Below are 23,498 nucleotides of genomic sequence, written 5' to 3' on the forward strand. Positions count from 1 at the left end.
CGGTGCGGAAACTTGCCGCCGTGGGATGGGGGCGGCAGGTTACGCGACGTGCGGCGTTGTGGCACAATAAATCACCGCGGTGCGGGTGGTCTGCGCTGCGGGACCGTTGCCATCGGCGCTGGAGTCGCGGCGACGGGATGACGGGATCACCCTGACAGGAGTCGATTGTGGAGTCTGATCGCCAGCGGGAGATAACCCGCCTGTGTATTCACTGTGCCCTTTTTCTGCTGCAGCACGGCGCCGAGAGCATGTTGGTCGAACAGCTTTCTACCCGGCTGGGGCTGGCGCTGGGCGTAGACAGCGTAGAGAGCTCTATTTCCGCCAATGCGGTGGTGTTGACCACCATTAAAGGTGGCCGCTGTCTGACGTCGACGCGTAAGAATGTCGATCGCGGCATCAATATGCACGTGGTGACCGAGGTGCAGCATATTGTGATTATGGCGGAGCACCGCCTGCTGGACATGAGCGATGTGCGCCGACGGTTGGAGCATATCCGCCCGCTGCGCTATCCGCGCGCGCTGGTGGTGCTGATGGTCGGCCTCTCCTGCGCCTGTTTCTGCAAACTGAACGGCGGCGGCTGGGACGGTGCGCTGGTGGCCTTTTTTGCCAGCGCGGTGGCCATGTACGCCCGGCAGCTCATGACGCATCGCCAGCTTAATCCGCTGATTAACTTTTGTATTACGGCCTTTATTGCCACCTCGGTCTCCGGCGCCCTGCTGCAGCTGAGCGCGTTTGCCGAGACATCGCTGATTGCCATGGCGGCCAGCATTCTGCTGCTGGTCCCGGGGTTCCCGCTGATCAATGCGGTGGCGGATATGTTTAAAGGGCATGTCAACACCGGACTGGCCCGCTGGGCCATGGCGACACTGCTGACGCTGGCTACCTGTCTCGGCGTTGTGATGGCGCTGTCGCTGTGGGGGCTACAGGGATGGGCATGATGACGCTACTCTTACAATTATTACAGGATATGCTGCTGGCGGCCATCCCTGCGCTGGGGTTTGCCATGGTGTTCAACGTGCCAAACCGGGCCTTGCGCTACTGCGCGCTGCTGGGGGCGATCGGCCACGGTTCCCGTCTGCTGCTGATCACGCTAGGGCTGAATATCGAGTGGGCGTCGCTGATGGCGGCGATCCTGATCGGTATCATCGGTATTCAGTGGTCGCGCTGGCTGCTGGCGCACCCCAAGGTGTTTACCGTCGCGGCGGTGATCCCGATGTTTCCCGGCATCTACGCCTATCGGGCGATGATCGCCGTGGTCGAGATCTCCCGCAGCGGCTATTCCGAGCCGCTGTTCGCCAGCATGGTCACCAACTTTCTCAAGGCCTCGTTTATCGTGGGCGCCCTCTCCATCGGCCTGTCATTACCGGGAATATGGCTATATCGTAAGCGTCCCGGCGTCTAATTGACTGCTGTTAAGCTTTACTGCGGAATTTTACTTTGCATATAGATTTACCCGCCGCAGGCTATCGACGCCTGCGCGGCCATTCCGTATAGTGTGCGCACTTTTTCTCCCAGACAGGACAGACAAGCATGATTATCAGCCTGATCGCCGCACTGAGCGCGGATCGTGTGATCGGTTTAGACAATGCGATGCCGTGGCATTTGCCGGCCGATCTTGCGTGGTTTAAGCGTAATACTCTGGCAAAACCAGTGATCATGGGGCGTAAAACCTATGAGTCCATCGGGCGTCCGCTGCCGGGGCGTCATAACATCGTGATCAGCCGCCGGGCGGGCTGCGACGATCGCGTCACCTGGGTGACGACGCCTCAGGCCGCGCTGGAGGCCGCAGCGGAGGCGCAAGAGGTGATGATCATCGGCGGAGGCAGCATTTACAGCCAGTTTTTGCCGCAGGCGAGCCGACTGTATCTGACCCATGTGGACGCTGACGTCGCCGGGGACACCTATTTTCCCGACTATGCGCCGGATGAGTGGCAGACGTGCTTCAGCGAGTTTCATGACGCCGATAGCGACAATTCACACGCCTACTGTTTTGAGATCCTGGATCGCCGTTAACCGGCGCCGCGCCCTTTCTCTGTACGCTCTCCGCGCTTTCCACCACGCCGTCATCGCGTCTTAACCCTACGCAATCCTACCGCGGTATGGGGGCGATGAGGCCGCTGCGGCGGGAAAATACTGCCTGAATCGTGCCCCTAGCCCGCACTCCCCGTCGTCAGCGCGCCGCTACGCCGTCGCCAGCGGCTGGGCCGCGCTGGCGTGAGCGGCATGACGCCGTTGCGCGGCGGCGGGGAAGGGGGACCGGGCTATTCCGCTTTGGCGTGGCGCGATGCGCGGCGAGAGGGCACGCTGAAGCTGCGGCGATCCTCCCAGCGCAGGGCCGTCAGGGTGCCGCCCCAGCAGCAGCCGGTATCCAGGGCGTAGACCTGCGGCGGCGTGCCGCGCCCCTCCAGCGAGGCCCAGTGACCGAAGGCGATGCTGTAGCCAGACCCGCGCACCGGGCTGTCGAGATCGAACCAGGGGCGCAGCGGCGCCGGCGCATCGTCCGGGGCATCCTTACAGATCATGTCCAGCTCGCCGCCGGGAAAGCAGTAGCGCATCCGGGTCAGGGCATTGGTGGTAAAGCGCAGGCGCGCCAGACCGCTGAGCGACTCGCTCCAGTTATTCGGCATATCGCCGTACATGGCATTGAGAAAGAAGGGGTAGCTGTCGCTGGCCAGCATGGCTTCGACCTCGCGCGCGCAGCGCTGCGCGGTGGCCAGATCCCACTGTGGGCTGATGCCCGCGTGTGCCATCACCAGGTGCAGATCGCTATCGACCTGCAGCACCGGCTGGCGGCGCAGCCAGTTGATCAGGCTGTCCGCATCCGGCGCCTCCAGCAGCGGCGTCAGTTTATCCTTGGGCTTATTCCGACTGATGCCGGCATAAACGGCCAGCAGGTGCAGGTCATGGTTACCAAGCACCAGACGTACGCTGTCGCCAAGGGATTTGACATAGCGCAGTACCGCCAGAGAATCGGGGCCGCGGGCGACCAGATCGCCGGTCAGCCACAGCGTGTCGCGGGCGGGATCGAAGCCCGCCAGAGAAAGCAGGTCGCGCAGTTCATGGTAGCAGCCATGAACGTCGCCAATAAGCAGTGTCGACATAGAATCAGTTAATCAGGCTGGGAATGGCCAGGCGGAAGACCGGAATGGCGATACGAAAGGTATGTCCCTGATGGTCAACCATTTCGTAGTGCCCCTCCATGGTACCGCAGGGCGTTTCGATGATGGCGCCGCTGGTGTACTGAAACTCGCCGCTGGGCAGGATCAGCGGCTGTTCGCCGATGACCCCTTCGCCCTGGACTTCAGTCTGGCGGCCGTTGCCGTTGGTTATTAGCCAGTAGCGACGCAGGAGCTGTACGTTAAAGCGGCCCAGATTACGCAGAGTGACGGTATAGGCAAAGACGAAGCGCGCCTCTTCAGGCAGCGACTGCGACTCGGCATAAACACTCTGTACCTGAACGATGATACGGGGTGCATCGAGCATAACGTAAGGCTCCTGTTTGCACGGTTACTGAGCCTGTGGGTGTTCACACAGCCAGTTGGCCAGTCTGCAGTAGTCTGCCACGGACAGCGTTTCTGCTCTGCGTGCCGGATCGATTCCCAGCGCGCTGAGCTGGTCGGCGCTGAACAGATGGCCAAGACTGTTGCGGACGGTCTTGCGCCGTTGGTTAAAGGCTTCTGTCGTGATGCGGCTCAACACGCGCACGTCGCTGACCGGATAGGGCAGCTCACGGTGTGGGATCAGGCGAACCACGGCAGAATCCACCTTAGGTGCCGGGCGGAAAGCGCTGGGCGGCACTTCCAGAACCGGGATCACCTGACAGTAGTATTGCGCCATAACGCTCAGACGGCCATAGGTTTTGCTGTCCGGTCCGGCGACAAGGCGGTTAACAACTTCTTTCTGCAGCATAAAATGCATATCGCCGATGGCGGATGCGTAGCTGAACAGATGAAACATCAGCGGGGTGGAGATGTTATACGGCAGGTTGCCGAACACGCGCAGCGGCTGGCCCGCCTCACGCGCCATCTCGCTGAAGTCGACGGTCATGGCATCCTGCTGACGAATGGTCAGCTTACGGCTGATAAACGGATGGGTAGACAGACGCTCGGCCAGATCCCTGTCCAGCTCGATGACGGTCATTTTGTCCATGCGGTCGGCGACCGGCTCGGTCAGCGCGCCGAGGCCCGGGCCGATTTCGACCACGGCCTGACCCGGCAGGGGATTGATGGCGGACACGATGCTGTCGATCACGAATTGATCGGTCAGGAAGTTCTGTCCAAAGCGTTTACGGGCCAAATGCCCCTGGTGCACTCTACTATTCATTGCTGTGGTTGGTCATCTCTATGGCAAGATTTAATGCGGTGATAAAGCTGCCGGGCTGCGCCTGACCGCTGGCGGCCAGATCCAGCGCGGTGCCGTGATCTACCGAGGTGCGGATAAACGGCAGCCCCAGCGTAATGTTGACCGCGTGGCCAAATCCCTGGTATTTGAGTACCGGCAGTCCCTGATCGTGATACATCGCCAGCACCGCGTCGGCGTCGTCCAGGTATTTCGGCTGGAACAGCGTGTCGGCGGGCAGCGGGCCGGTAAGGCGAATACCGCTGGCGCGCAGGGCATCGAGGGTCGGGATGATAATATCCAGCTCCTCTCGCCCCATATGCCCGCCTTCACCGGCGTGTGGGTTGAGTCCGCAGACGTAGATATGCGGCTGGTGAAGACCGAATCGGCGGCGCAGATCGGCGTCCAGAATGGTGATTACCTCGCGCAGCGTCTGCGGCGTAATCGCTGCGGGAACCTCCTGCAGCGGTAAGTGAGTGGTCGCCAGTGCGACGCGCAGGTGCTCGCTGGCCAGCATCATCACGACGCGCGGGCAGCCGCTGCGATCGGCGAAGAACTCGGTATGCCCGGTGAAGGGGACGCCGGCATCGTTAATGATCCCTTTGTGCACCGGGCCGGTCACCAGCGCGGCAAACTCGCCGCTCAGGCAGCCGTCGCAGGCGCGCGCCAGCGTAGCGACCACATAGTTTCCGTTGGCGACGTTGAGTTCGCCGGGGATAACGTCGGCCTCCAGCGGGATCGGCAACACCGTCAGGGTAGCCGCCTGCTGCGCCTGGGCCGGCAGCGCCGGATCGTAGCGGCGCAGCGTTAGCGGTAGCCCCAGCGCGCGGGCACGCACCTCTAGCAGGCTCGGATCGGCGCACACCACCAGCTCGGCAGGCCAGGGCCGCTGCGCCAGCTGGACGATCAGCTCCGGTCCTACCCCGGCCGGCTCGCCGGGGGTGATGACAATGCGACGAATCGGTGCCATGGGATTACTGGGCTCCGTTTGCGCTGTTGTTGCCCAGGATCTTCACATAGGCCGCCGCGCGTTGCTCCTGCAGCCAGGTCTGTGCTTCTTCGGCAAATTTACGGTTAAACAGCATGCGATAGGCGCGCTCTTTCTGGGCCTCATCGGTGCGATCGACCTGACGGGTCCCCAGCAGCTGGATCAGGTGCCAGCCAAAGTTGGAGTGCACCGGCTGACTTATCTCACCCTTGTTCAGCTTCATCAGTGCATCGCGGAAGGCCGGATCGTACATGGACGGTACCGCCCATCCCAGATCACCGCCTTTCTGCGCGCTGCCCGGATCCTGTGAATACTCTTTCGCCGCCTGTTCAAAGGTGATCTTGCCGGACGTGATCTGGGCGGAGAGCGCCTCTAGCTTGGCACGCGCCTGGGCATCGCTCATGACCGGCGAGGTGCGCAGCAGAATATGACGCGCGTGCACTTCGGTGACGGAGACGTTGGCCTGATCGCCGCGCAGATCGTTGACCCGCAGAATATGGAAACCGACGCCGGAGCGGATAGGCCCGACGATATCCCCTTTCTTGGCGCTCTGCAGGGCCTCAGCGAACAGGGTCGGCAGCTCTTGCAGGCGCCCCCAGCCCATCTCGCCGCCTTTCAGCGCCTGAGGATCGGCGGAGTAGGCCGCCGCCAGCTTGGCAAAGCTGGCGCCCTGGTGCAGCTGCTGGATCAGCGACTCTGCCTGCTGCTGGGCCTCGCTGACCTGCTGCTGGGTCGGATTCTCCGGCAGCGGGATCAGGATGTGGCTCAGGTTAACGGCGGTTTCGCCGCTGTTCTGGCTGCCGATTTGCTTGGCCAGCGCATCGACCTCCTGCGGCAGAATGGTAACGCGGCGGCGCACCTCGTTATTACGGACTTCGCTGATCAGCATCTCTTTGCGGATCTGGGCGCGGTAGGTCTTGTAGTCGAGACCGTCGGCCGCGAGGCGGCTGCGCAGCTGCTGCATGCTGATGTGGTTCTGCTGGGCGATGCCGTTAATGGCGTTATCCAGCTCGCTGTCAGAGATCTCCAGCCCCATGCGCTTGGCCATCTGCAGCTGCACGTTGTCCATGATCAGTCGCTCGAGGATCTGATGGCGCAGAGTGGCATTGTCCGGCAGCTGTTGATCAGCCTGTTGGGCGTTGAGCTTTACCGATTTCATCATGCCGTCGACGTCGCTTTCCAGCACGACGCCGTTGTCTACGATAGCCACGACTTTATCGACGACTTGGGGGGCCGCAAAGGCGGTATTGGCGCACAGCGCCACGCCGAGGATCAGCGTTCTCCAGTTCTTCATAACTATCCCATTGTATTAATCCGCCCACGGCGGGTTTAGGTTTTACCTGACTGCCGACAGCCTGTGGCTAACGGTATTATCTGCATTTTTGTACCGTTAGACCACGCATTGCGCCAAATGTTAGAAAGCGCGTTGATAAGGCAGAATGCCGGAGCGCAGCATCTCTGCCGTGCCTAGGCTGTAGTTCTGGTTCATCCCGCGCAGGGCAAACTTGAACGAGAACTTGTTGTCATACTTGCTGTTCTGGGTCGCGCTGTCCCAGCTGTTGATCTTGCGCTCATAGGTGACGCCCACCGACCAGCAGCAGGTATTGTACTGCAGACCGGCGATGGCATCGGCGGACTGCTTCGCCTTGGTGTCATAGTAGTAGCCGGCGACCATCGCCCAGCGATCGGCCAACGGCAGGCTGCCGATGATCCCGGCCTGGCTGATGCCCTGGTTGTAGATGGCATTGTTGGCGTAGCTTGGCAGCATGGAGGTGATGTACTCCGGGCTGGCGTAGCGATAGCTGAGCTGCAGTACGCTCTCGGCGTCCTTACGATACTCCATCACCGCGTTGCCCAGCGCCACGCTGTTCAGGCGGGTATCATACTGCAGACCGCCGCGCAGACCCCAGTTATCGGTCAGCTTAAGGTAGCTGTCCCCGGCCCATACCAGGCTGCCGGTGTTATCGTGGCGATCGATATTGGTGGTTTCATCGCCGGTACGCGACGGTGAGAAGTAGTAGATCTGCCCGATAGAGGCGTTGAAGCGTTCGTTCTGCTCGTCATCGTACAGGCGGGTCGTCAGGCCGGTCGTGACCTGATTGGCCGAGGCGATGCGGTCCAGACCGCTGTAGCTGCGGTCGCGGAACAGGCCGGTATAGTCGGTCTGCAGCAGGGTGGAGTCGTAAGAGTAAATGTCGCTCTGGTTACGGTACGGAATGTACAGATACTGGGCGCGCGGCTCCAGCGTCTGGGTATAGCCGTTTAGCAGCGTGGCGTCGCGCTCAAAGACCATCTTGCCGTCGATCTTAAACTCCGGCATCACGCGGTTGACGTTGTCCTTCAGCTGCGTCAGGTTGCCTTGGGTGGGGACATCCTGCTGATAGTGGGTCGCCATCAGCTTCGCTTCGGTATTGATACTCCCCCAGCGGTTGGACAGCGGCAGCGACAGGACCGGCTCGACGTGGTAGCGGTCGGCCTCGGGCAGGTAGACGTTGTCGTTGGTGAACTTGACCGCCTGACCGTACAGGGTGAAGTCGAACGGCCCCAGATCGTTTTTGTAGTAGTTCAAATCCAGCTGCGGTGCGGTGCGGTAGGCGTTGACGTCCCCCGCGTTGGCGAACACCTGGAACTGGGTGGTCGAGAGCGTCGCATTCCAGTTGGTCTCGGCATAGCCCAGGGTAAATTTCTGCGTAGCGTAGCCGCTGGTGCTGGAGCCGTAGGCGGAGTTCAGGTCGGTGAAGTAGTAGGGATCGCTGACCTTGGTGTAATCGACGCCGAAGCGCCAGTGGTCGAGCACGCCAAAGTGGCGCCAGTAGAACAGCCAGCGATCGCGGTTCTTCAGGTCGTCCAGCGCCTGCCCAGTAATGCCCTGATTTTGACGATCCTGCTGGAACTGCCGATCGTTGCCCAGCCAGTCAAACTCGACCAGACCCATGCCGAATTCGCTCAGATAGCGGAATTCGTTTTGCAGCTGCAGACCGCGTTTTTCCATGTAGTGCGGAGTAAAGGTGGCGTCGGCCTGCGGGGCGATGTTCCAGTACCAGGGCAGGGTAAACTCGATCCCATCGCCGTTGGAGTAGTTTATGGTGGGGATCAAAAAGCCGGAGCGGCGCGTGCTGCCGGTCGGAAACTGCAGATACGGGCTATAGAAGACCGGAACCGGCCCGATCTTGAAGCGGGCGTTCCAGATCTCGGCCACCTGCTCCTGGCGATCCTGAATGATCTCGGAGCCGGCGATGCTCCAGCTGTTGTCGCCCGGCAGACAGGAGGTAAAGGTCCCGTTATCCAGGATGGTGTAGCGGTTGGCGTCGCGGGTCTTCATCAGATCGGCATCGCCGCGCCCCTGGCGACCGACGAACTGGTAGTCGCCGCGCCAGACGTTGGTATCTTTGTTATTCAGGTTGGACCAGGCGCTGGGGCCCTGCAGGCGGATCTGACTGTCCGCGTAGTGTACATTGCCGATCGCGGTCACGGTGCGCAGCGGATCGGGATGCCCCTGGATCGCTTTCTGATCCAGCTGAACCTTGTCGGCGGTCAGGGTGCTATTGCCCTGCTGAATATCGACGTTGCCGTGGAACAGGGCGTTGTTCGGGTAGTTGGCTTCGCTCTTATCGGCGGTAATGTGTACCGGAAGGCTATTGATATCGCCGGAAACCAACGGTTTGTCATACACGGGAACGCCGATCAGGCACTGTTCGGCGAGGGAGGCCAGCGCATGCTGACTGTAAAGCGCTGACCAGACGAGGGTGGCTATCAGCGTGGGTATACTTTTTTTCATACGCGGTGTCAGGGATTCCGTCATCAGAGGCGTCTTGCCGCAATCGGTCAGAGACTATCTTACCCGTCAGCGTGGCGCTAGTGTTAAATTGTGGCTCAGCGTCGCTGCCATTAGGTGTCAGAATAAATGACAGGTATGATAAAGCAAATTATGTCCCACGACATGATGAATTGAGGACGATATGCGCTATTGGGGTAAATTAGTAGGGGTGCTGCTGGGCCTGATGGCCGGGATCGGTTTCTGGGGCGTAGTGCTGGGCTTTTTGATTGGTCATATGTTTGATAAGTCGCGCGCGATTAAGCGTCAGGGCTATTTTGCCAATCAGCAGCAGCGTCAGGGGCTGTTTTTCCGCACCACCTTTCAGGTCATGGGACATCTGACAAAGTCGAAAGGGCGGGTGACGGAGGCCGATATTCAGGTCGCCTCCATGTTTATGGATCGCCTGAATCTGCACGGCGATGCTCGGCTGATGGCGCAGCAGGCCTTCCGCGAAGGCAAGGAGCCCGGCTACCCGCTGCGAGAGCGTCTGCGCGAACTGCGCAGCGTCTGCTTTGGCCGTATCGATCTGATCCGTATCTTTTTGGAGATCCAGCTGCAGGCGGCGTTCGCCGATGGGCAGCTGCACCCGAATGAGCGGGCGGTGCTGTATGTGATCGCCGAAGAGCTGGGTTTTTCTCGTGCGCAGTTCGATCAGTTTCTGGGCATGATGGAGGGCGGGCGCCAGTTTGGCGGCGGCTATCATCAGGCGGGGGGACAGCAAGGGGGTTACCAGCAGGGGGGATTCTATACGCCGCCCCAGGGGCCGACGCTGGAGGATGCCTGTAAGGTACTGGGGGTTGCGCCGAGCGCCGATGCGACCACGATCAAGCGTGCGTATCGTAAGCTGATGAGCGAGCACCACCCCGATAAGCTGGTGGCTAAAGGGCTGCCGCCGGAGATGATGGAGCTGGCCAAGCAGAAGGCGCAGGAGATCCAGGCCGCGTACGATCTGATTAAGAAAGAGAAGGGATTCAAGTAGCGCAGAGGACGTCGCGCTTGCTGTCTACCCACGATGATACGGCCCGCGAACGCGGGCCGTATTGTTTTGTGCGCGGCTAAAAATCCGCCTCGCAGCGGAAGTGCATCGGGGTGGCGAAGGCCGGATGCACGATGCGCAGCTCTTGGGCGTGCAGCAGCAGGCGGGAGGCTAACGCCAGCGCCTGCGGCGGCGCATAGAAGCCGTCGCCGAGGATCGGATGGCCGAGAGCCAGCAGGTGGACGCGCAGCTGATGCGAACGGCCGGTGATCGGCGTTAGCAGAACTCGCGCGGTACCGTCGGCGTCGCGCGCCAGCACCTGATACTCCGTTTGCGCCGGTTTGCCCTGTTCAAAGCAGACCTTCTGCTTGGGGCGGTTGGGCCAGTCGCAGATCAGCGGCAGGTCGATCACTCCCTCGTCCTGCTGCGGGTGTCCCCAGACCCGGGCGACGTAGTTCTTTTTCGGCTCACGCTCGCGAAACTGGCGTTTCAGCTCCCGCTCGGCGTCCTTGGTCAGCGCGACCACCAGCACCCCGCTGGTGGCCATATCCAGACGGTGTACCGATTCGGCGCCGGGAAACTGCGCCTGAATTCGGGTCAGGATGCTGTCCTGGTGCTCAGGCAAACGGCCCGGAACGGACAGCAGCCCGCTGGGCTTATTTACCACTATGATGTGTGCATCCTGGTACAGCACGTGCAGCCAGGGTTCACGCGGCGGATCATAGTGCTCCAGCGCCGGGGTAGCGCTGGGCGGCAGCGCGCCGCCCGCGGGAGTACGCCGTCCCATTACTGGTGCGACACCACGATGAGACGCAGGGCATCCAGACGCCAGCCGGCCTGGTCCAGCGTCTCCAATACCTTCCGACGGGTGAACTCCAGGGTCTCCAGCTCATCGTCACGGATATTGGGGTTCACCGCCTTGAGCGACTCCAGACGCGCCAGCTCGGCGCTCAGCGCTTCATCGGCCTCGCGCTTGGCGGCGTCGATCAGCGCCTGCGCCTGATCTGCTATCAGCGCCTCTCCAGACTGCAGCATGGCGTGCACGTTGGGCTGTACCGCATTGACCAGCTTGCTGGCGGTATGGCGATTGACGGCGTTGAGCTGACGGTTGAAGCTTTCGAACTCCACCTGGGCCGCCAGGTTGTTCCCCTTGGCATCCAGCAGCATACGCACCGGCGTCGGCGGCAGGAAGCGGGTCAGCTGCAGCTGCTTCGGCGCCTGGGCCTCGACCACGTACACCGCCTCCAGCAGCAGCGTACCGACCGGCAGCGCTTTGTTCTTCAGCAGAGATACCGCGCTGGAGCCGGTATCGCCGGAGAGGATCAGGTCCAGGCCGTTGCGCATCAGCGGGTGTTCCCAACTGATGAACTGGGCATCTTCGCGCGACAGCGCCTGTTCGCGATCGAAGGTGACGGTGCAGCCATCCTGCGGCAGACCCGGGAAGTCAGGCACCAGCATGTGATCCGACGGGGTTAGCACGATCAGGCTGTCGCTGCGATCCTCCTGATTAATGCCGACGATATCGAACAGGTTCAGCGCAAAGTTGACCAGATTGACGTCGTTATCCTGCGCCGCGATGCTTTCGGCCAGCGCCAGAGCCGCCTCGCCGCCGTTGGAGTGCATCTCCAGCAGACGATCGCGCCCCTTCTCGAGCTGACTTTTCAGCGTATCGTGATCGGCGCGGCAGGTTTTGATGAAGTCGTCAAAGCCATCCAGCTGGGTCGGTTTGGCCAGGAACTCCAGCAGGGTGTCATAGTAGCGGTCGTAGATGGTCCGGCCGGTGGGGCAGGTGTGTTCAAAGGCGTCCAGCCCCTGATGGTACCAGCGGATCAGCACGGATTGCGCGGTGCCCTCGAGGCAGGGAACGTAGATCTGAATGTCGCGCGCCTGGCCGATGCGGTCCAGACGGCCAATGCGCTGCTCCAGCAGATCCGGGTTAAACGGCAGATCGAACATCACCAGGCGGTTGGCAAACTGGAAGTTACGGCCTTCGGAGCCGATCTCCGAGCACAGCAGCACCTGTGCGCCCTCTTCCTGCGAGGCAAAGTAGGCCGCGGCGCGGTCGCGCTCAATCAGCGACATCCCCTCATGGAAGACGGCGGCGCGGATCCCCTCACGCTCGCGCAGCAGCTGTTCCAGATGGATAGCGGTGGCCGCCTGGGCGCAGATGACCAGCACCTTCTCGTCCCGCTGGGTCAGCAGGAAGTCGAGCAACCACTCGGCGCGCGGGTCAAAGTTCCACCAGGTGGCATTTTCCCCTTCGAACTCCTGGTAGATCCGCTCCGGATAGAGCATATCGTTGGCCTGCGCCTCGACGCTCTTCTTGCTGCCCATGATACCGGAGACTTTGATTGCCGTCTGGTACTGCGCCGGCAGCGGCAGAGTGATCTGGTGCAGGGTGCGCTGCGGAAAGCCTTTAACCCCCTGACGGGTATTGCGGAACAGCACGCGGCTGGTGCCGTGGCGATCCATCAGCATGCGCACCAGCTCGGCGCGGGCCTGCTGGCTGTCCTCACCGCCGGCGTTGGCGGCTTTCAGCAGCGGCTCGATATCCTGTTCGGCGACCATCTCGCTGAGCATGTTGAGCTCATCCTGCTGCAGATGACCGTCGTTCAGCAGCAGGGTAACGGCGTCCGCCACCGGGCGGTAGCGCTGCTGCTCGGCGATGAACTGTGCGTAGTCGTGAAAACGGTTGGGATCCAGCAGGCGCAGGCGGGCAAAGTGGCTCTCCTGACCCAGCTGTTCGGGGGTGGCGGTCAGCAGCAGCACCCCGGGGATCTGTTCGGCCAGCTGTTCGATGACCTGGTATTCACGGCTGGGCGCCTGTTCGCTCCAGGCCAGGTGGTGAGCCTCGTCGACCACCAGCAGATCCCAGCTGGCGTCGGCCAGCTGCTCCAGACGCTGCCTGCTGCGGCGGACGAAGTCGAGGGAGCAGATAACCAGCTGTTCGGTTTCAAACGGGTTGCTGCTGTCCTGCGCGGCCTCTGCATAGCGTTCATCGTCGAACAGCGCCACGCGCAGGTTAAAGCGGCGCAGCATTTCGACCAGCCACTGGTGCTGCAGGGTTTCCGGTACCACGATCAGCACGCGCTCGGCGCGGCCGGAGAGCAGCTGCTGATGAATGATCATGCCGGCTTCGATGGTCTTACCCAGGCCGACCTCATCCGCCAACAGGACGCGCGGCGCATGGCGCTGGCCGACGTCGCGGGCGATATGCAGCTGGTGCGGGATCAGGCTGGCGCGCATGCCGCGCAGCCCGCTGCAGGGCAGGCGGAACTGCTCGCTCTGGTATTTACGCGCGCGATAGCGCAGGGCGAAGCGATCCATACGATCGATCTGGCCGGCAAACAGGCGATCCTGCGGTTTACTGAAGGTCAGGCGGCTGTCGAGCAGCACCTCGCGCACCGCCACCGGGCTTTCGCCGCTGTCGCTGCGGCTGCCGATATAGGTCAGCAGCCCCTCCTGCTCCTGTACCTCTTCAACGCACAGCTGCCACCCCTCGTGGGTGGTGATGGTGTCTCCCGGGTTAAACATCACGCGGGTGATGGGGGAGTCATTGCGGGCATACAGACGGTTTTCGCCGGTCGCGGGAAACAGCAGCGTCACCATGCGCGCATCCAGCGCCACCACGGTACCCAATCCAAGTTCGCTTTCCGTATCGCTGATCCAGCGTTGACCTAAGGTAAAAGGCATAGATTATCGACTCAACTCTTTGTTCTTGTTTACATAGTGATCTGGAGGCTATCTCAATGGGCGGTGTTGTCGCCCTGGCCGATTGGGATAGGTTCCGTGACGACCGCCGCGCAGCGGACGCCTGCATAATTTGGGCATAAATCAACCGCATCACGGCCTGTCGGCAGTGAAGTCGGCGTTGTATGGGGGAAAGGGCGATATGGTAATAGATGGCGATGCATTCGTCACCCCCTGAGTGGGAAGATTCTTATATTCCCCCGGCGTTAAAACAGCCCCAGTTGACCGGTTAGCAGAGTCTCAAAGTCATCGCCGAGAAAGGGCAGAATGGCGTCGGCGACCGGCTGCAGCTGGCGTTCCAGATAGTGCTGATAGTCCGCCGGCGCATCGACACACTCCAGCGGCTGTGGGCCGCTGCGGGTAATGATATAGCTTATCCAGCCGCCGTTTTGATACTGCAGCGGGCGTCCAAGACGGTGATTGTAGTCGTCGGCCAGACGCGCGGCGCGGACGTGCGGCGGGACGTTGCGCTGGTACTCGGCCAGCGGGCGTCGCAGGCGCTTGCGGTAGATCAGTTGGTCGTCAAATTCCCCCGCGAGCAGGCCGTCGGCGTAGCGACGAATCACGTCGCGGTAGCTCTGGCCGAGAAACACCCGGCGATAGAGCTCCTGTTGAAACCGCTGCGCCAGCGGCGTCCAGTCGCTGCGCACCGTCTCCAGCCCTTTAAACACCAGCCGATCGCCGCACAGCCCGGCATAGCGCTTTTTGCTGCCGAGATCGGCGCCGCGCAGGGTGGGCATCAGAAAGCGGCGATAGTGGCACTCATACTCCAGCTCCAGCGCGCTCTCGAGCCCATATTGCTGTGACAGATGCTCGCGGCACCAGGCGTTGACCCGCTCGGCCAGCGCCTGGCCAATGGCTTCGGCCTGGGCCTCATCGTGCGGCTTACCCAGCCAGACAAAGGTAGAGTCCGTATCGCCGTAGATCACCGCATAGCCCTGCGCTTCGATCAGGCTACGGGTCTGGCGCATGATCTCATGGCCGCGCAGGGTAATAGAGGAGGCCAGGCGGGGATCGAAGAAGCGACAGGCGCTGGTGCCCAGTACGCCGTAGAAGGCGTTCATCAGGATCTTCAGCGCCTGCGACAGCGGCGCATTGTCCTGACGTTTGGCCGCCTCGCGTCCCTGCCACAGCTGGCGCACGATCTCCGGCAGGGCGTGGCGGGTGCGCGAGAAGCGGGCGCCGAGAAATCCGGGGACGCTGTGGGTGTCATCCGGCTGCTCTCCGCCGACGGCCAGTCCGACGGGGTCGATCAGAAAGGAGCGGATGATCGCCGGATACAGACTCTTGTAGTCCAACACCAACACGGAGTCATACAGCCCTGGGCGCGAGGCCATGACAAAGCCGCCGGGGCTGGCCTGCGGCGCCACCTCGCCGAGGGAGGGGGCGACATACCCCAGCCGGTGCATGCGCGGTAGGTACAGGTGGCAGAATGCGGCGACGGAGCCGCCGCTGCGATCGGGGGCCAGCCCGGTAACGCTGGCCCGCTCCAGCAGGAACGGCATCAGGGCGGTGTGCGCGAAGATGCGCGTCACCAGCTCGCAGTCCTTGAGGTTATAGTGCGCTAGCGCCGGTTTATCCTGACGAAAGCGCCGCGCGATCTCTGCCATCCGCCGGTAGGGATCGTCCAGCACCTTGCCTTCGCCTAGCAGGGTCTGCGCCACGCTGTCCAGGCTGTAGGAGGGAAAGTGCCAGAAGGCGCTTTTCAGCGCCTCGATACCGTCGATGATCAGCCGGCCGGGGGCGCTGGCAAAAAAATGGCCGGCGCGAAAGCCGTGCTCTCGCCACTCCAGCGGCGTCGCCGCGCGCCCCAGCAGCAGGGGAACGCCTTCGCGCTCGGCGTGGCGCTGCAGGATCCGCAGATCGAACTGCACCAGATTCCAGCCGATGATGGCGTCGGGATCGTGGCGCGCTATCCAGCGATTGAGGGCGTCGAGCAGCGCGGCGCGGCTGGCGACGTACTCCAGCGTGAAGTCCAGCGCCTGCGCATCGCCGTTGGCGGGGCCTAGCATATAGACGATGCGTTGATCGCAGCCGTGCAGGCCGATCGAGTAGATCTCTCCCTGGGGGCTGGTTTCAATATCCAGCGACACCGTACGCAGCGTTGGGCGGTAGTGGGGGTGGGGTTTAATCCGGGCTTCGGTGCCCGCTGCGTCGCCGCAGAACCACAGCGGCGCATTGATAAAGCGCTCCATCAGGTAGCGATCCGCGGGCCTGATATCGGTCTCCAGCAGGGGGATCCCCTGCTCCCCGAGGCGCCTTTCGATCTGCTGAAGCTGGCGGTAGCCGCGGCAGTACAGCGCCAGTACCGGCCGGTGGTGGAAATCGCGCAGCGCCACCGGACGTAGCTCGACGTCGGGAAAACCGCGCAGGAGGCGCAGCGCGGCATTACGCTGTGCGGCGTCCATAAAGGCTACCGCCGGCTCCGGCGGTAGGGTCAGGCAGCGGGGACCGTGCTCCGTGGCCAGCCACAGCGTAACGCAGACGCCCTGCGGCGTATCGCGCCAGTGACGGGTAAGGATAAAACCAGCGTGGGGCGTATTCACTCGGCAGGCTCCCGGAGCAAAGGGCTGGCGGTGGTAAGGCCGCGATTCGTGCGGCGTTCCGCGACGCGCCGCACACCGTCGGGTTATTGTGCAGGGGATGGCGTTCGCTGTCCAACGCCGGGCGAGCTATTCGGCCTGCTCTGGCACCTTGCGTCCCAGCAGACGCGCCGCCGCGACCGACCCGGTCAGTAGGGCGGCGGTGGGGCCGTCGTATGCGATATGGCCATCGTCAATCACCAGGGTACGCGGTGCGATGCGCGCCGCATCGTCCAGGTTGTGCGATACCATCAGCAGGGTCAGCTGTCGCTGACGGCAGACATCATCCAGCAGCGTGAGCATTTCGGCCCGCAGGGCGGGATCCAGGGCAGAGAAGGGCTCATCCAGCAGCAAAATCGGCTGACGGCGCAGCAGGCAGCGCGCCAGCGCGGCCCGCTGACGTTGGCCGCCGGAGAGCTGGCCGGGGAGCCGCGGCAGGTAGTCGTGAATACCGACCAGTTCGGCGATATCCGCGAGCCGACGGCGCTGGTCGTCGTCAAGCCGCAGTCCGGGATCCAGCCCCAGCCCCAGATTTTGGGCGATGGTCAAGTGGGCGAACAGGTTATGCTCCTGGAACAGCATCGATACCGGGCGCTGAGACGGGGGTGCGCAGCGGCAATCGATGCTGTTGAGGTACAGATCGCCGCTGCTCGGCGCCAAAAATCCAGCGATGAGGCTCAATAGGGTACTTTTCCCTGCGCCGCTTGGCCCCAGGATGGCGATGCGCTCGCCGGCGGCGGCGTGCAGGCTAAAGCTCAGGGTCTGTTGCTGATAGCGGTAGAGCAGATTATCCAGGCGGATCATGGCGATTTTCTCCCGGCGGGCAGACGCTCCAGCAGGCTGAAGAGGGTCAGACAAAACAGCAGCAGCAGCAGGGCGGTGACTGCGCCGTCGGCGCTGCGATAGGCGCCGAGCTGTTGATAAAGGTAAAAGGGTAGGGTGCGGAACTGTTCGCTACCAAACAGGGCGACGACGCCAAAATCACCCAGCGAGAGGACGCAGGCAAAGGCCAGCGCCTGCGCCAGCGGGCGACGCAGCGCGCGCAGCTCAATCCAGCGCAGGCGATTGAGACCGCCGATGCGCAGCGACAGACACAGCGGATCATAGCGTTCGGCCAGATCGCGCATGGGGTATTCGAGTACCTTCATCGCGTAGGGGATCGCCATCAGCGCGTTGGTCACCATCACTAATAGCCCTGGCGATGTGGGCAGGCCGATCGTGGCGTTGAGCAGCAGGAAAAAACCGGTCGCCAGCACGATTCCCGGCATGGCCAGGATCAGCATGCCGCACAGCTCCATTCCCTGCGCACGCCAGCGCTGGCCGCGCAGGCTCAGCTCGCGGCTGCTCCACAGCAGCATCATGGTCAGCGTGACCGCCAGCGCGCCGGCGCCCAGCGCGATATACAGCGAGGTTCCCAGAGCCTGCCACAGGGCCGGCTGCCGCAGGACGCTGCCGAGCGCCTGGTTGAGTCCATCGACGATCACCGCCAGCAGCGGCGGCAGCAGCAGCAGTAGGGCGAGGCCTATTGTCAGCGTATCGCTGAGCTTTAGCCGCAGCGAGTCGCGCGTATCGCGCCACCGCATACGCCGGGTGTGTCCGACCGGCAGGATGCCGGAAAGCCGCTGGCTGAGCAGCACCAGGCCGAGGCAGCATCCCAGCTGTAGCAGGGCTAGCTGAGCGGCGCGCGCCGGGTCATAGTCGTAGCTGAGCGCCTGATAGATGGCCAGCTCGATGGTGGTGGCCTGGGGCCCGCTGCCCAGCGAGAGCACCGTGGCAAAGCTGGAGAAGCACAGCATGAAGATCAGCGCCCCGGCGGGCGGCAGCTGGCGGCGCAGGTAAGGCCATTCGACGAAGCGCAGGATCTGGCGGGGCGACATGCCCAGCTGGGCGGCGAGCTGACGCTGTTCAACCGGGATAGACTCCAGCGCCTGCAGCAGCAGGCGGGTGGCCAGCGGCAGGTTGAAGAACACATGGGCCAGCAGGATCCCCTGCAGCCCGTAGGGGCTGAAGCGGTAGTCAATGCCCAGCGTCTGGCACAGTAGCGCCAGCCATCCCTGGCGACCATACACGCTCAGCAGCCCGAAGACGGCCACCAGCACCGGCAGCACCAGGGTCATGGCGCACAGGCGCAGCAGTAGCGTCCGCCCGGGAAAGCGGCGGCGGAACAGCGCGATGGCCAGCGCGATGGCCGGCAGCAGCGACAGCAGCGTCGAGAGCAGCGCCTGCCAGAAGCTGAAGCGAACGACATGCCACAGATAGCCATCCCGCCACAGCGCTGCTGGCGCGGCGGCGGGGGCGCTATACCACAGCGCGCCGAACGCCAGCAGGGCGATCCCCAGCAGCAGCGAGGCGGCCAGCGCGCCCGGCCATAGCCAGCGGGGGATCAGCGGCTCAGGGCGCTTTGCCATGCGCGGATCCACTCAGCTCGGTGCTGTGCGACGTCGTCGGCGGTAAAGCTGAGCGTCTTCTGCGGCTTGGGCAGGGCGGCGAAGGCCGGCGGTAGCGCCACCGCTGTCGTCGGATACATCCAGTTGCCGGTCGGGATGGCATTTTGGAACGCCGGGGTGGTAATGAACTGCATAAACTGGTGCGCCAGCGCCGGCTGGGGGCTGTGCTTCAGTACGCCGGCGACCTCGACCTGCAAGTAGTGGCCTTCGTCAAACATCGCCGCGGCATAGCGATCGCTGTGCTCTTCGATCTGGTGGTAGGCCGGCGAGGTGGTATAGCTGAGGACCATGTCCGCTTCGCCTTTGAGGAACAGGCCATAGGCTTCGCTCCACCCTTTGGTGACGGTGACGGTCTTTTGCGCCAGCTTCTGCCAGGCGGCTGGCGCCTGATCCCCGTAGACCTTCTGCATCCATAGCAGCAGGCCAAGCCCCGGGGTGCTGGTGCGCGGGTCCTGATAGATGACGCGCCACTTTTCCGGGCCCTCAACCAGCTGTTTCAGGCTGGTCGGCGGATTGTTAACTCGCTGGCGGTCATAGACAAAGGCGAAATAACCGTAGTCATAGGGGACAAAGTTGGCGTCGTGCCAGCCGCCGGGGATCTGCAGTCCGCGGGTGTCCGTCTGGCTGGGGCTGAATAGCCCGCTGTGCCGGGCGGCGGTCAGCAGGTTGTTATCCAGCCCCAGCACGACGTCGGCCGGGCTGTTTTTCCCCTCCATCCGCAGGCGGTTAAGGATGGCGACGCCGTCCTCCAGCGGGACCAGCTTGAGCTCACAGTGGCAGGATTGTTCGAAGGCCTGCTTGATCTTGGGCCCGGGTCCCCAGTCGGCGGCGAAAGAGTCATAGGTGTAGACGGTCAGAACGGGCTTGTCGGCCGCCTGCGCCAGCAGCGAGGCCGTCAGTAGGGCCAGAGTCGAAAACAGTTTTTTTAACACTTTGCACTCCCTTGGTGGCGGTGGCAAAGGTCTTTGAGCAGCAGCGGGCTCTCTCAAATCCCTCCGCCGGTATTAACCGGATCAGGTTCGACGGGTATGCTCTCAGCCCGACGATCCGCCGGGCACCCCGTTGAGACGGCGCTTATTGTAAAGAGCGCGTGCGTGATTAGAAAGACGTTTGTTAACGGGAGGCGGCCGGAGGATGCTCCGGCGGGGCAAACCAGGCCGACTTGAAGTCAAACCAGCCCAGCGTATTCATGCGCACCCCGCGCATGCTGTGCTGGCCGTGCAGCTTGAGCCAGTGGTGAAACAGCGGATGCAGCTGATGTCGCTGCACTAGCTGCTGACTCCACTCCGCCACCGGCAGACGCTGCTCACGCCAGCGGCAGGCCTCGCTGGCCAGATCCAGCCCGGTGCAATGGCTCAGCAGCGGCAGTTCGTACAGCATGGCAAAAATGGAGAACTCCAGCGGTAGATAAAAGTTGGCGCTGCCCAGCCACAGATCGCTCTCGGCGGCGCCGTCGTGCCAGCGGGTATAGTCGATCTCCTGCATTTCCAGCGTGACGCCGTGCGTCGCCAGCAGCGGCTGTAGCGCCTGATAGAGGGCGTGGAACTCCGAATGCTCGCTGTAGAAGGTGATTCGCAGGTGAGTCAGCTGCGGGGGCTTAGGGCGATCGCTGAGCATCTTATTGTGGTGCCAGCGCGGCAGCAGGCCGTAGGCGGGAGACCAGTAGCGCTGGTGCAGGTGGCTGGCGTTGTTCAATAGGGCGATGGGATTGATCGTCTGACACAGCCAGGCGCGCACCGCCGGATCGTGCATCTGTGCGCTGCGCTGGTCGAACAGCATAAAATAGCAGCCCTCCTCCAGGCGACTCTCCAGCTCGTCACCGCCGCTGCCGTCGGCCTGCAGCTGCACGCCGGCGTGAACCAGCGCCTCGGAGATTTCCGGCAGTACCCAGATATTGACCTCATCGATCAGCGCCCGGTAGCCAAAGTAGCCGTCAAAGGCGCGGATCTTCAGCTGGCTTTGCGTATTGCGAACGACCTGATAGGGGCCGGTGCCGACGGGGAGACGGGCAAAGTCGCGCATCTCCTGCCACTCCTGCGGCAGGATCATGGCCGGGACGCTGCCGAGCAGCCAGGGGAGCCAGGCATCCTCCGCCAGCAGATGGATATCGATGACGTGCGGGGTGGGGGAGGCGACCTGCGCGATATGGCGGAACAGCGGCAGCGTGCGCAGGCGCTCCAGCGAGGCGATCACGTCGGTCATCGTCAGCTCGCGCCCGTGGTGAAAGTGGATCGCCGGGCGCAGATAGAAACGCCAGTGCAGCGGGGTCAGCGGCTGCCAGTGGTGGGCCAGATCCGATTCCAGTTCCCCGTTTTCCTCATTTATGCGGGTGAGGCCGCTGAAGATCTGTCGGGCCAGATGGGTCTCCGAGCGGCGTAGCGGCGAGGCGGGCTGTAGCCCGAGCAGCGGGCGGTAATAGAGGATTCGCAGGATATGGCGCCCCTGGCGGAAGCTACGCCCCAGCTGCGCCAGCAGCATCTGGCGCGCGCTGTCGCGATCGCCGACCAGCTGCACCAGCTGCTCAAAGTGATCCTGCTCCATCAGCTCTTCGGCGCGCAGCTGCTGCACCTCAAGGGCGCTACAGAGAAAGGCGAGGCGCGAACGTTTTCCACGTCCGCTGACGGCCTGCCAGCTCAGCCAGCCTTGCTGCTGCATGGCGTTGAGCAGGGTACGAACGTGGCGACGTGAGCAGTTTAGCGCCGCGGCCAACTCGGCCAGCGTGGTATCACAGCCGTTGCCCTGACAGTGCTGCCACAGGCGAATAAATTGATGCTGCAGGCGCGGGGTAGCCATAAATGGGGATCTCTTGTCTGAAAGGCATCTATTTTTCTTTCCCTATATTACGCAGATACTGTCGGCAGATGAAAGAGGGTATCTCTCCGACATCGAAGAGTGTTTCTGAGTAAAGGTGCTTTTCACCGGCCAGCGATCGTCGATCGCTGGCTTTTTTCTGTTTTCAGTCGGTTGCGGTGGGAAAACAGGGTACTCTGTGGCGGCGTTGATGTGATAGCGCCAGCGCGGTGCTTCGGCTACGGCGTCGGCGTTCGCGCAGCGCGCGCGACCTGCGCCGGGCCGACGCGGCGTGGGCGGATTCCCACAGAGTAAGAGAAGAAAAGGATGGCACCCTATGGATAAACTGACGCCGTTAAAGCCCCTGCCCGCCCTGATTGCGCTGGCGATTACCCTGACCCTCTGGTTTATTATCCCGGCGCCGGCCGGCGTGAGCGCCAATGCCTGGCAGCTTCTGGCGCTGTTCGTGGGCACCATTGCCGCCATTATCGGTAAAGCGCTACCCATCGGCGCGGTTTCGGTGGTGGCGATTGCGCTGGTGGCCCTGACCGGGGTGACCGCACCCGGAAAACCGGCGGCGGCGCTGAACGACGCCCTGAGCGGCTTTTCCAACGCCCTGATCTGGCTTATCGGCATTTCAATCATGGTCTCGCAAAGCCTGAACAAAACCGGGCTGGGGGAGCGGATCGGCTACTGGTTTATCGCGCTGTGCGGCAAACGCACGCTGGGGATCGCCTATGGCCTGGCGCTGGCAGAGACCTCGCTGGCGCCGGTGACGCCGAGCAACACCGCCCGCGGCGGCGGGATCATTCACCCGATCATGCGCTCGATCGCCGATAGTTTTGGCTCGCATCCGCAGCCGGGATCAACGGAGAAAATCGGCCGCTATTTGTCGCTGGTCAACTACAACATCAACCCGATCACCTCGGCGATGTTCATCACGGCAACGGCACCCAACCCATTGATTGTCAACCTTATCGCGAAAGGCACCGGCCATGAGTTTGAGCTGACCTGGGGTGCCTGGGCGCTGGCAGCGCTGTTGCCAGCGCTACTCTCACTGCTGTTGATGCCGCTGGTGGTCTACTGGCTTTATCCGCCGCAGATCCGCCATACCCCGGATGCCCCGCGCTTTGCCCGCGAACGCCTACGGGCGCTGGGGCCGATTTCTCTGGCAGAGAAGATCACGCTGGCGGTATTCCTGCTGTTGTTAGTGCTGTGGGCGGATATTCCGGCCTGGCTATTGGGCGATGGCTGGTCGGTCAATGCCACCACGGCGGCCTTTATCGGCCTGGCTATTCTGCTGTGCAGCGGGGTGCTCAGCTGGGATGACCTGCTGAAGTGCAAAGGGGCGTGGGATACGGTGATGTGGTTCGCCGCGCTGGTGATGATGGCGACCTTCCTCGGCAAGCTGGGGCTGATAGCCTGGCTTTCCCAGAGCGTTAGCGCGCTGATCGATGGCATGGGGATGCACTGGGTCGGCGGTATGCTGCTGCTGACGCTGGTGTATGTCTACGCGCACTACTTCTTTGCCAGCACCACGGCACACATCACCGCCATGTTTGCCGCCTTCTTTGCCGCCGGCCTCGCGCTGGGCGTGCCGCCGGCGCTGTTTGCGCTGGTGCTGGCCTTCTCCTCCTCGCTGATGATGTCGCTGACCCACTACGGCACCGGCACCGCGCCGATTATCTTTGGCTCCGGCTATGTCACGCTCGGGGAGTGGTGGAAGACCGGGTTTATCCTCAGCGCCGTGAACCTGGCGCTGTGGCTCAGCGTCGGCAGCCTGTGGTGGCACTGGCTGGGCTATTGGTGA

18 protein-coding genes and 1 riboswitch are annotated in these 23,498 nt (G+C 62.7%); of the genes, 5 read left to right on the top strand and 13 right to left on the bottom strand.

Translation table 11 applies throughout. The annotated features are described in order from the left end of the window. Positions 1 to 167 precede the first annotated feature (167 nt). The 3 genes from L1P05_RS02965 (at position 168) to folA (ending at position 2,013) form a co-directional block, all read left to right on the top strand. Complete coding sequence (locus L1P05_RS02965; protein WP_012847466.1) at positions 168 to 938, top strand: threonine/serine exporter family protein; 771 nt, start codon at positions 168 to 170, stop codon at positions 936 to 938. Continuing rightward, positions 938 to 1,402: a threonine/serine exporter gene (locus tag L1P05_RS02970; protein WP_034168342.1), complete on the top strand. Its 465-nt coding sequence runs from the start codon at positions 938 to 940 to the stop codon at positions 1,400 to 1,402. The genes L1P05_RS02965 and L1P05_RS02970 overlap by 1 nt, the downstream gene beginning before the upstream one ends. Before the next feature lie 128 nt (positions 1,403 to 1,530). After that, positions 1,531 to 2,013: a type 3 dihydrofolate reductase gene (gene folA / locus L1P05_RS02975; RefSeq protein ID WP_012847468.1), complete on the top strand. Its 483-nt coding sequence runs from the start codon at positions 1,531 to 1,533 to the stop codon at positions 2,011 to 2,013. A 248-nt stretch (positions 2,014 to 2,261) separates the two neighbouring features. Here folA and apaH read toward each other — a convergent pair whose 3' ends face one another. The 6 genes from apaH to lptD form a co-directional block, all read right to left on the bottom strand. Further along, a complete protein-coding gene (gene apaH, locus L1P05_RS02980; protein WP_012847469.1) occupies positions 2,262 to 3,101 on the bottom strand; it encodes a bis(5'-nucleosyl)-tetraphosphatase (symmetrical) ApaH in 840 nt (279 codons plus the stop codon). A gap of 4 nt (positions 3,102 to 3,105) precedes the next feature. Continuing rightward, entirely contained in the window at positions 3,106 to 3,483 is a 378-nt protein-coding gene (gene apaG / locus L1P05_RS02985; protein WP_012847470.1) for a Co2+/Mg2+ efflux protein ApaG, read from the bottom strand. A 24-nt stretch (positions 3,484 to 3,507) separates the two neighbouring features. Further along, positions 3,508 to 4,323 (bottom strand): 16S rRNA (adenine(1518)-N(6)/adenine(1519)-N(6))-dimethyltransferase RsmA, encoded by an 816-nt coding sequence (gene rsmA / locus L1P05_RS02990; RefSeq protein ID WP_015460934.1) that lies wholly within the window; start codon positions 4,321 to 4,323, stop codon positions 3,508 to 3,510. Continuing rightward, positions 4,316 to 5,308 (bottom strand): 4-hydroxythreonine-4-phosphate dehydrogenase PdxA, encoded by a 993-nt coding sequence (gene pdxA / locus L1P05_RS02995; RefSeq protein ID WP_012847472.1) that lies wholly within the window; start codon positions 5,306 to 5,308, stop codon positions 4,316 to 4,318. The genes rsmA and pdxA overlap by 8 nt, the downstream gene beginning before the upstream one ends. A 4-nt stretch (positions 5,309 to 5,312) precedes the next feature. Further along, positions 5,313 to 6,620, bottom strand: coding sequence for a peptidylprolyl isomerase SurA (surA, locus tag L1P05_RS03000; protein WP_012847473.1), 1,308 nt, complete (start codon positions 6,618 to 6,620; stop codon positions 5,313 to 5,315). Between the two features lie 120 nt (positions 6,621 to 6,740). After that, positions 6,741 to 9,128 (bottom strand): LPS assembly protein LptD, encoded by a 2,388-nt coding sequence (lptD, locus tag L1P05_RS03005; RefSeq protein ID WP_012847474.1) that lies wholly within the window; start codon positions 9,126 to 9,128, stop codon positions 6,741 to 6,743. A 157-nt stretch (positions 9,129 to 9,285) separates the two neighbouring features. Between lptD and djlA the strand changes: the two genes are divergently transcribed. Continuing rightward, positions 9,286 to 10,122, top strand: coding sequence for a co-chaperone DjlA (gene djlA, locus L1P05_RS03010; protein ID WP_012847475.1), 837 nt, complete (start codon positions 9,286 to 9,288; stop codon positions 10,120 to 10,122). Between the two features lie 76 nt (positions 10,123 to 10,198). Here djlA and rluA read toward each other — a convergent pair whose 3' ends face one another. From rluA to sgrR, 7 genes are all read right to left on the bottom strand, one after another. Then, the gene (gene rluA / locus L1P05_RS03015; RefSeq protein WP_012847476.1) at positions 10,199 to 10,906 is read right to left on the bottom strand and encodes a bifunctional tRNA pseudouridine(32) synthase/23S rRNA pseudouridine(746) synthase RluA; all 708 of its coding nucleotides are present in this window, start codon (positions 10,904 to 10,906) and stop codon (positions 10,199 to 10,201) included. Beyond that, positions 10,906 to 13,812 carry an RNA polymerase-associated protein RapA gene (gene rapA, locus L1P05_RS03020; RefSeq protein WP_012847477.1) on the bottom strand — a complete coding sequence of 969 codons (2,907 nt, stop codon included), beginning with the start codon at positions 13,810 to 13,812 and terminating at the stop codon, positions 10,906 to 10,908. The genes rluA and rapA overlap by 1 nt, the downstream gene beginning before the upstream one ends. Positions 13,813 to 14,075: 263 nt before the next feature. Next, the gene (locus L1P05_RS03025; protein WP_012847478.1) at positions 14,076 to 16,415 is read right to left on the bottom strand and encodes a DNA polymerase II; all 2,340 of its coding nucleotides are present in this window, start codon (positions 16,413 to 16,415) and stop codon (positions 14,076 to 14,078) included. A gap of 126 nt (positions 16,416 to 16,541) precedes the next feature. Beyond that, positions 16,542 to 17,255: a thiamine ABC transporter ATP-binding protein ThiQ gene (gene thiQ, locus L1P05_RS03030; protein WP_012847479.1), complete on the bottom strand. Its 714-nt coding sequence runs from the start codon at positions 17,253 to 17,255 to the stop codon at positions 16,542 to 16,544. Further along, on the bottom strand, positions 17,252 to 18,859 hold the full coding sequence (gene thiP, locus L1P05_RS03035) for a thiamine/thiamine pyrophosphate ABC transporter permease ThiP (protein WP_012847480.1): 1,608 nt from the start codon (positions 18,857 to 18,859) through the stop codon (positions 17,252 to 17,254). Before thiP ends, thiQ begins: the two co-directional genes overlap by 4 nt. Next, entirely contained in the window at positions 18,835 to 19,830 is a 996-nt protein-coding gene (thiB, locus tag L1P05_RS03040; protein WP_012847481.1) for a thiamine ABC transporter substrate binding subunit, read from the bottom strand. The genes thiP and thiB overlap by 25 nt, the downstream gene beginning before the upstream one ends. Positions 19,831 to 19,870: 40 nt before the next feature. Beyond that, positions 19,871 to 19,970, bottom strand: a riboswitch (TPP riboswitch). A 41-nt stretch (positions 19,971 to 20,011) separates the two neighbouring features. Then, positions 20,012 to 21,691: an HTH-type transcriptional regulator SgrR gene (gene sgrR, locus L1P05_RS03045; RefSeq protein WP_012847482.1), complete on the bottom strand. Its 1,680-nt coding sequence runs from the start codon at positions 21,689 to 21,691 to the stop codon at positions 20,012 to 20,014. A gap of 334 nt (positions 21,692 to 22,025) precedes the next feature. On the opposite strand from sgrR, the gene L1P05_RS03050 reads away from it, so the two are divergent. Continuing rightward, positions 22,026 to 23,498, top strand: a complete 1,473-nt coding sequence (locus tag L1P05_RS03050; RefSeq protein WP_012847483.1) for a DASS family sodium-coupled anion symporter — start codon at positions 22,026 to 22,028, stop codon at positions 23,496 to 23,498.

The organism is Edwardsiella piscicida (assembly GCF_021733145.1).
GTDB classification, from domain to species: Bacteria; Pseudomonadota; Gammaproteobacteria; order Enterobacterales; family Enterobacteriaceae; genus Edwardsiella; species Edwardsiella piscicida.

Coding starts and splice junctions, on each gene's coding strand:
- L1P05_RS02970 (WP_034168342.1), top strand. CDS start 938: ATGACGCTACTCTTACAATTATTACAGGATATGCTGCTGGCGGCCATC.
- folA (WP_012847468.1), top strand. CDS start 1,531: ATGATTATCAGCCTGATCGCCGCACTGAGCGCGGATCGTGTGATCGGT.
- apaH (WP_012847469.1), bottom strand. CDS start 3,101: ATGTCGACACTGCTTATTGGCGACGTTCATGGCTGCTACCATGAACTG.
- apaG (WP_012847470.1), bottom strand. CDS start 3,483: ATGCTCGATGCACCCCGTATCATCGTTCAGGTACAGAGTGTTTATGCC.
- rsmA (WP_015460934.1), bottom strand. CDS start 4,323: ATGAATAGTAGAGTGCACCAGGGGCATTTGGCCCGTAAACGCTTTGGA.
- pdxA (WP_012847472.1), bottom strand. CDS start 5,308: ATGGCACCGATTCGTCGCATTGTCATCACCCCCGGCGAGCCGGCCGGG.
- surA (WP_012847473.1), bottom strand. CDS start 6,620: ATGAAGAACTGGAGAACGCTGATCCTCGGCGTGGCGCTGTGCGCCAAT.
- lptD (WP_012847474.1), bottom strand. CDS start 9,128: ATGACGGAATCCCTGACACCGCGTATGAAAAAAAGTATACCCACGCTG.
- djlA (WP_012847475.1), top strand. CDS start 9,286: ATGCGCTATTGGGGTAAATTAGTAGGGGTGCTGCTGGGCCTGATGGCC.
- rluA (WP_012847476.1), bottom strand. CDS start 10,906: ATGGGACGGCGTACTCCCGCGGGCGGCGCGCTGCCGCCCAGCGCTACC.
- rapA (WP_012847477.1), bottom strand. CDS start 13,812: ATGCCTTTTACCTTAGGTCAACGCTGGATCAGCGATACGGAAAGCGAA.
- thiQ (WP_012847479.1), bottom strand. CDS start 17,255: ATGATCCGCCTGGATAATCTGCTCTACCGCTATCAGCAACAGACCCTG.
- thiP (WP_012847480.1), bottom strand. CDS start 18,859: ATGGCAAAGCGCCCTGAGCCGCTGATCCCCCGCTGGCTATGGCCGGGC.
- sgrR (WP_012847482.1), bottom strand. CDS start 21,691: ATGGCTACCCCGCGCCTGCAGCATCAATTTATTCGCCTGTGGCAGCAC.
- L1P05_RS03050 (WP_012847483.1), top strand. CDS start 22,026: ATGGATAAACTGACGCCGTTAAAGCCCCTGCCCGCCCTGATTGCGCTG.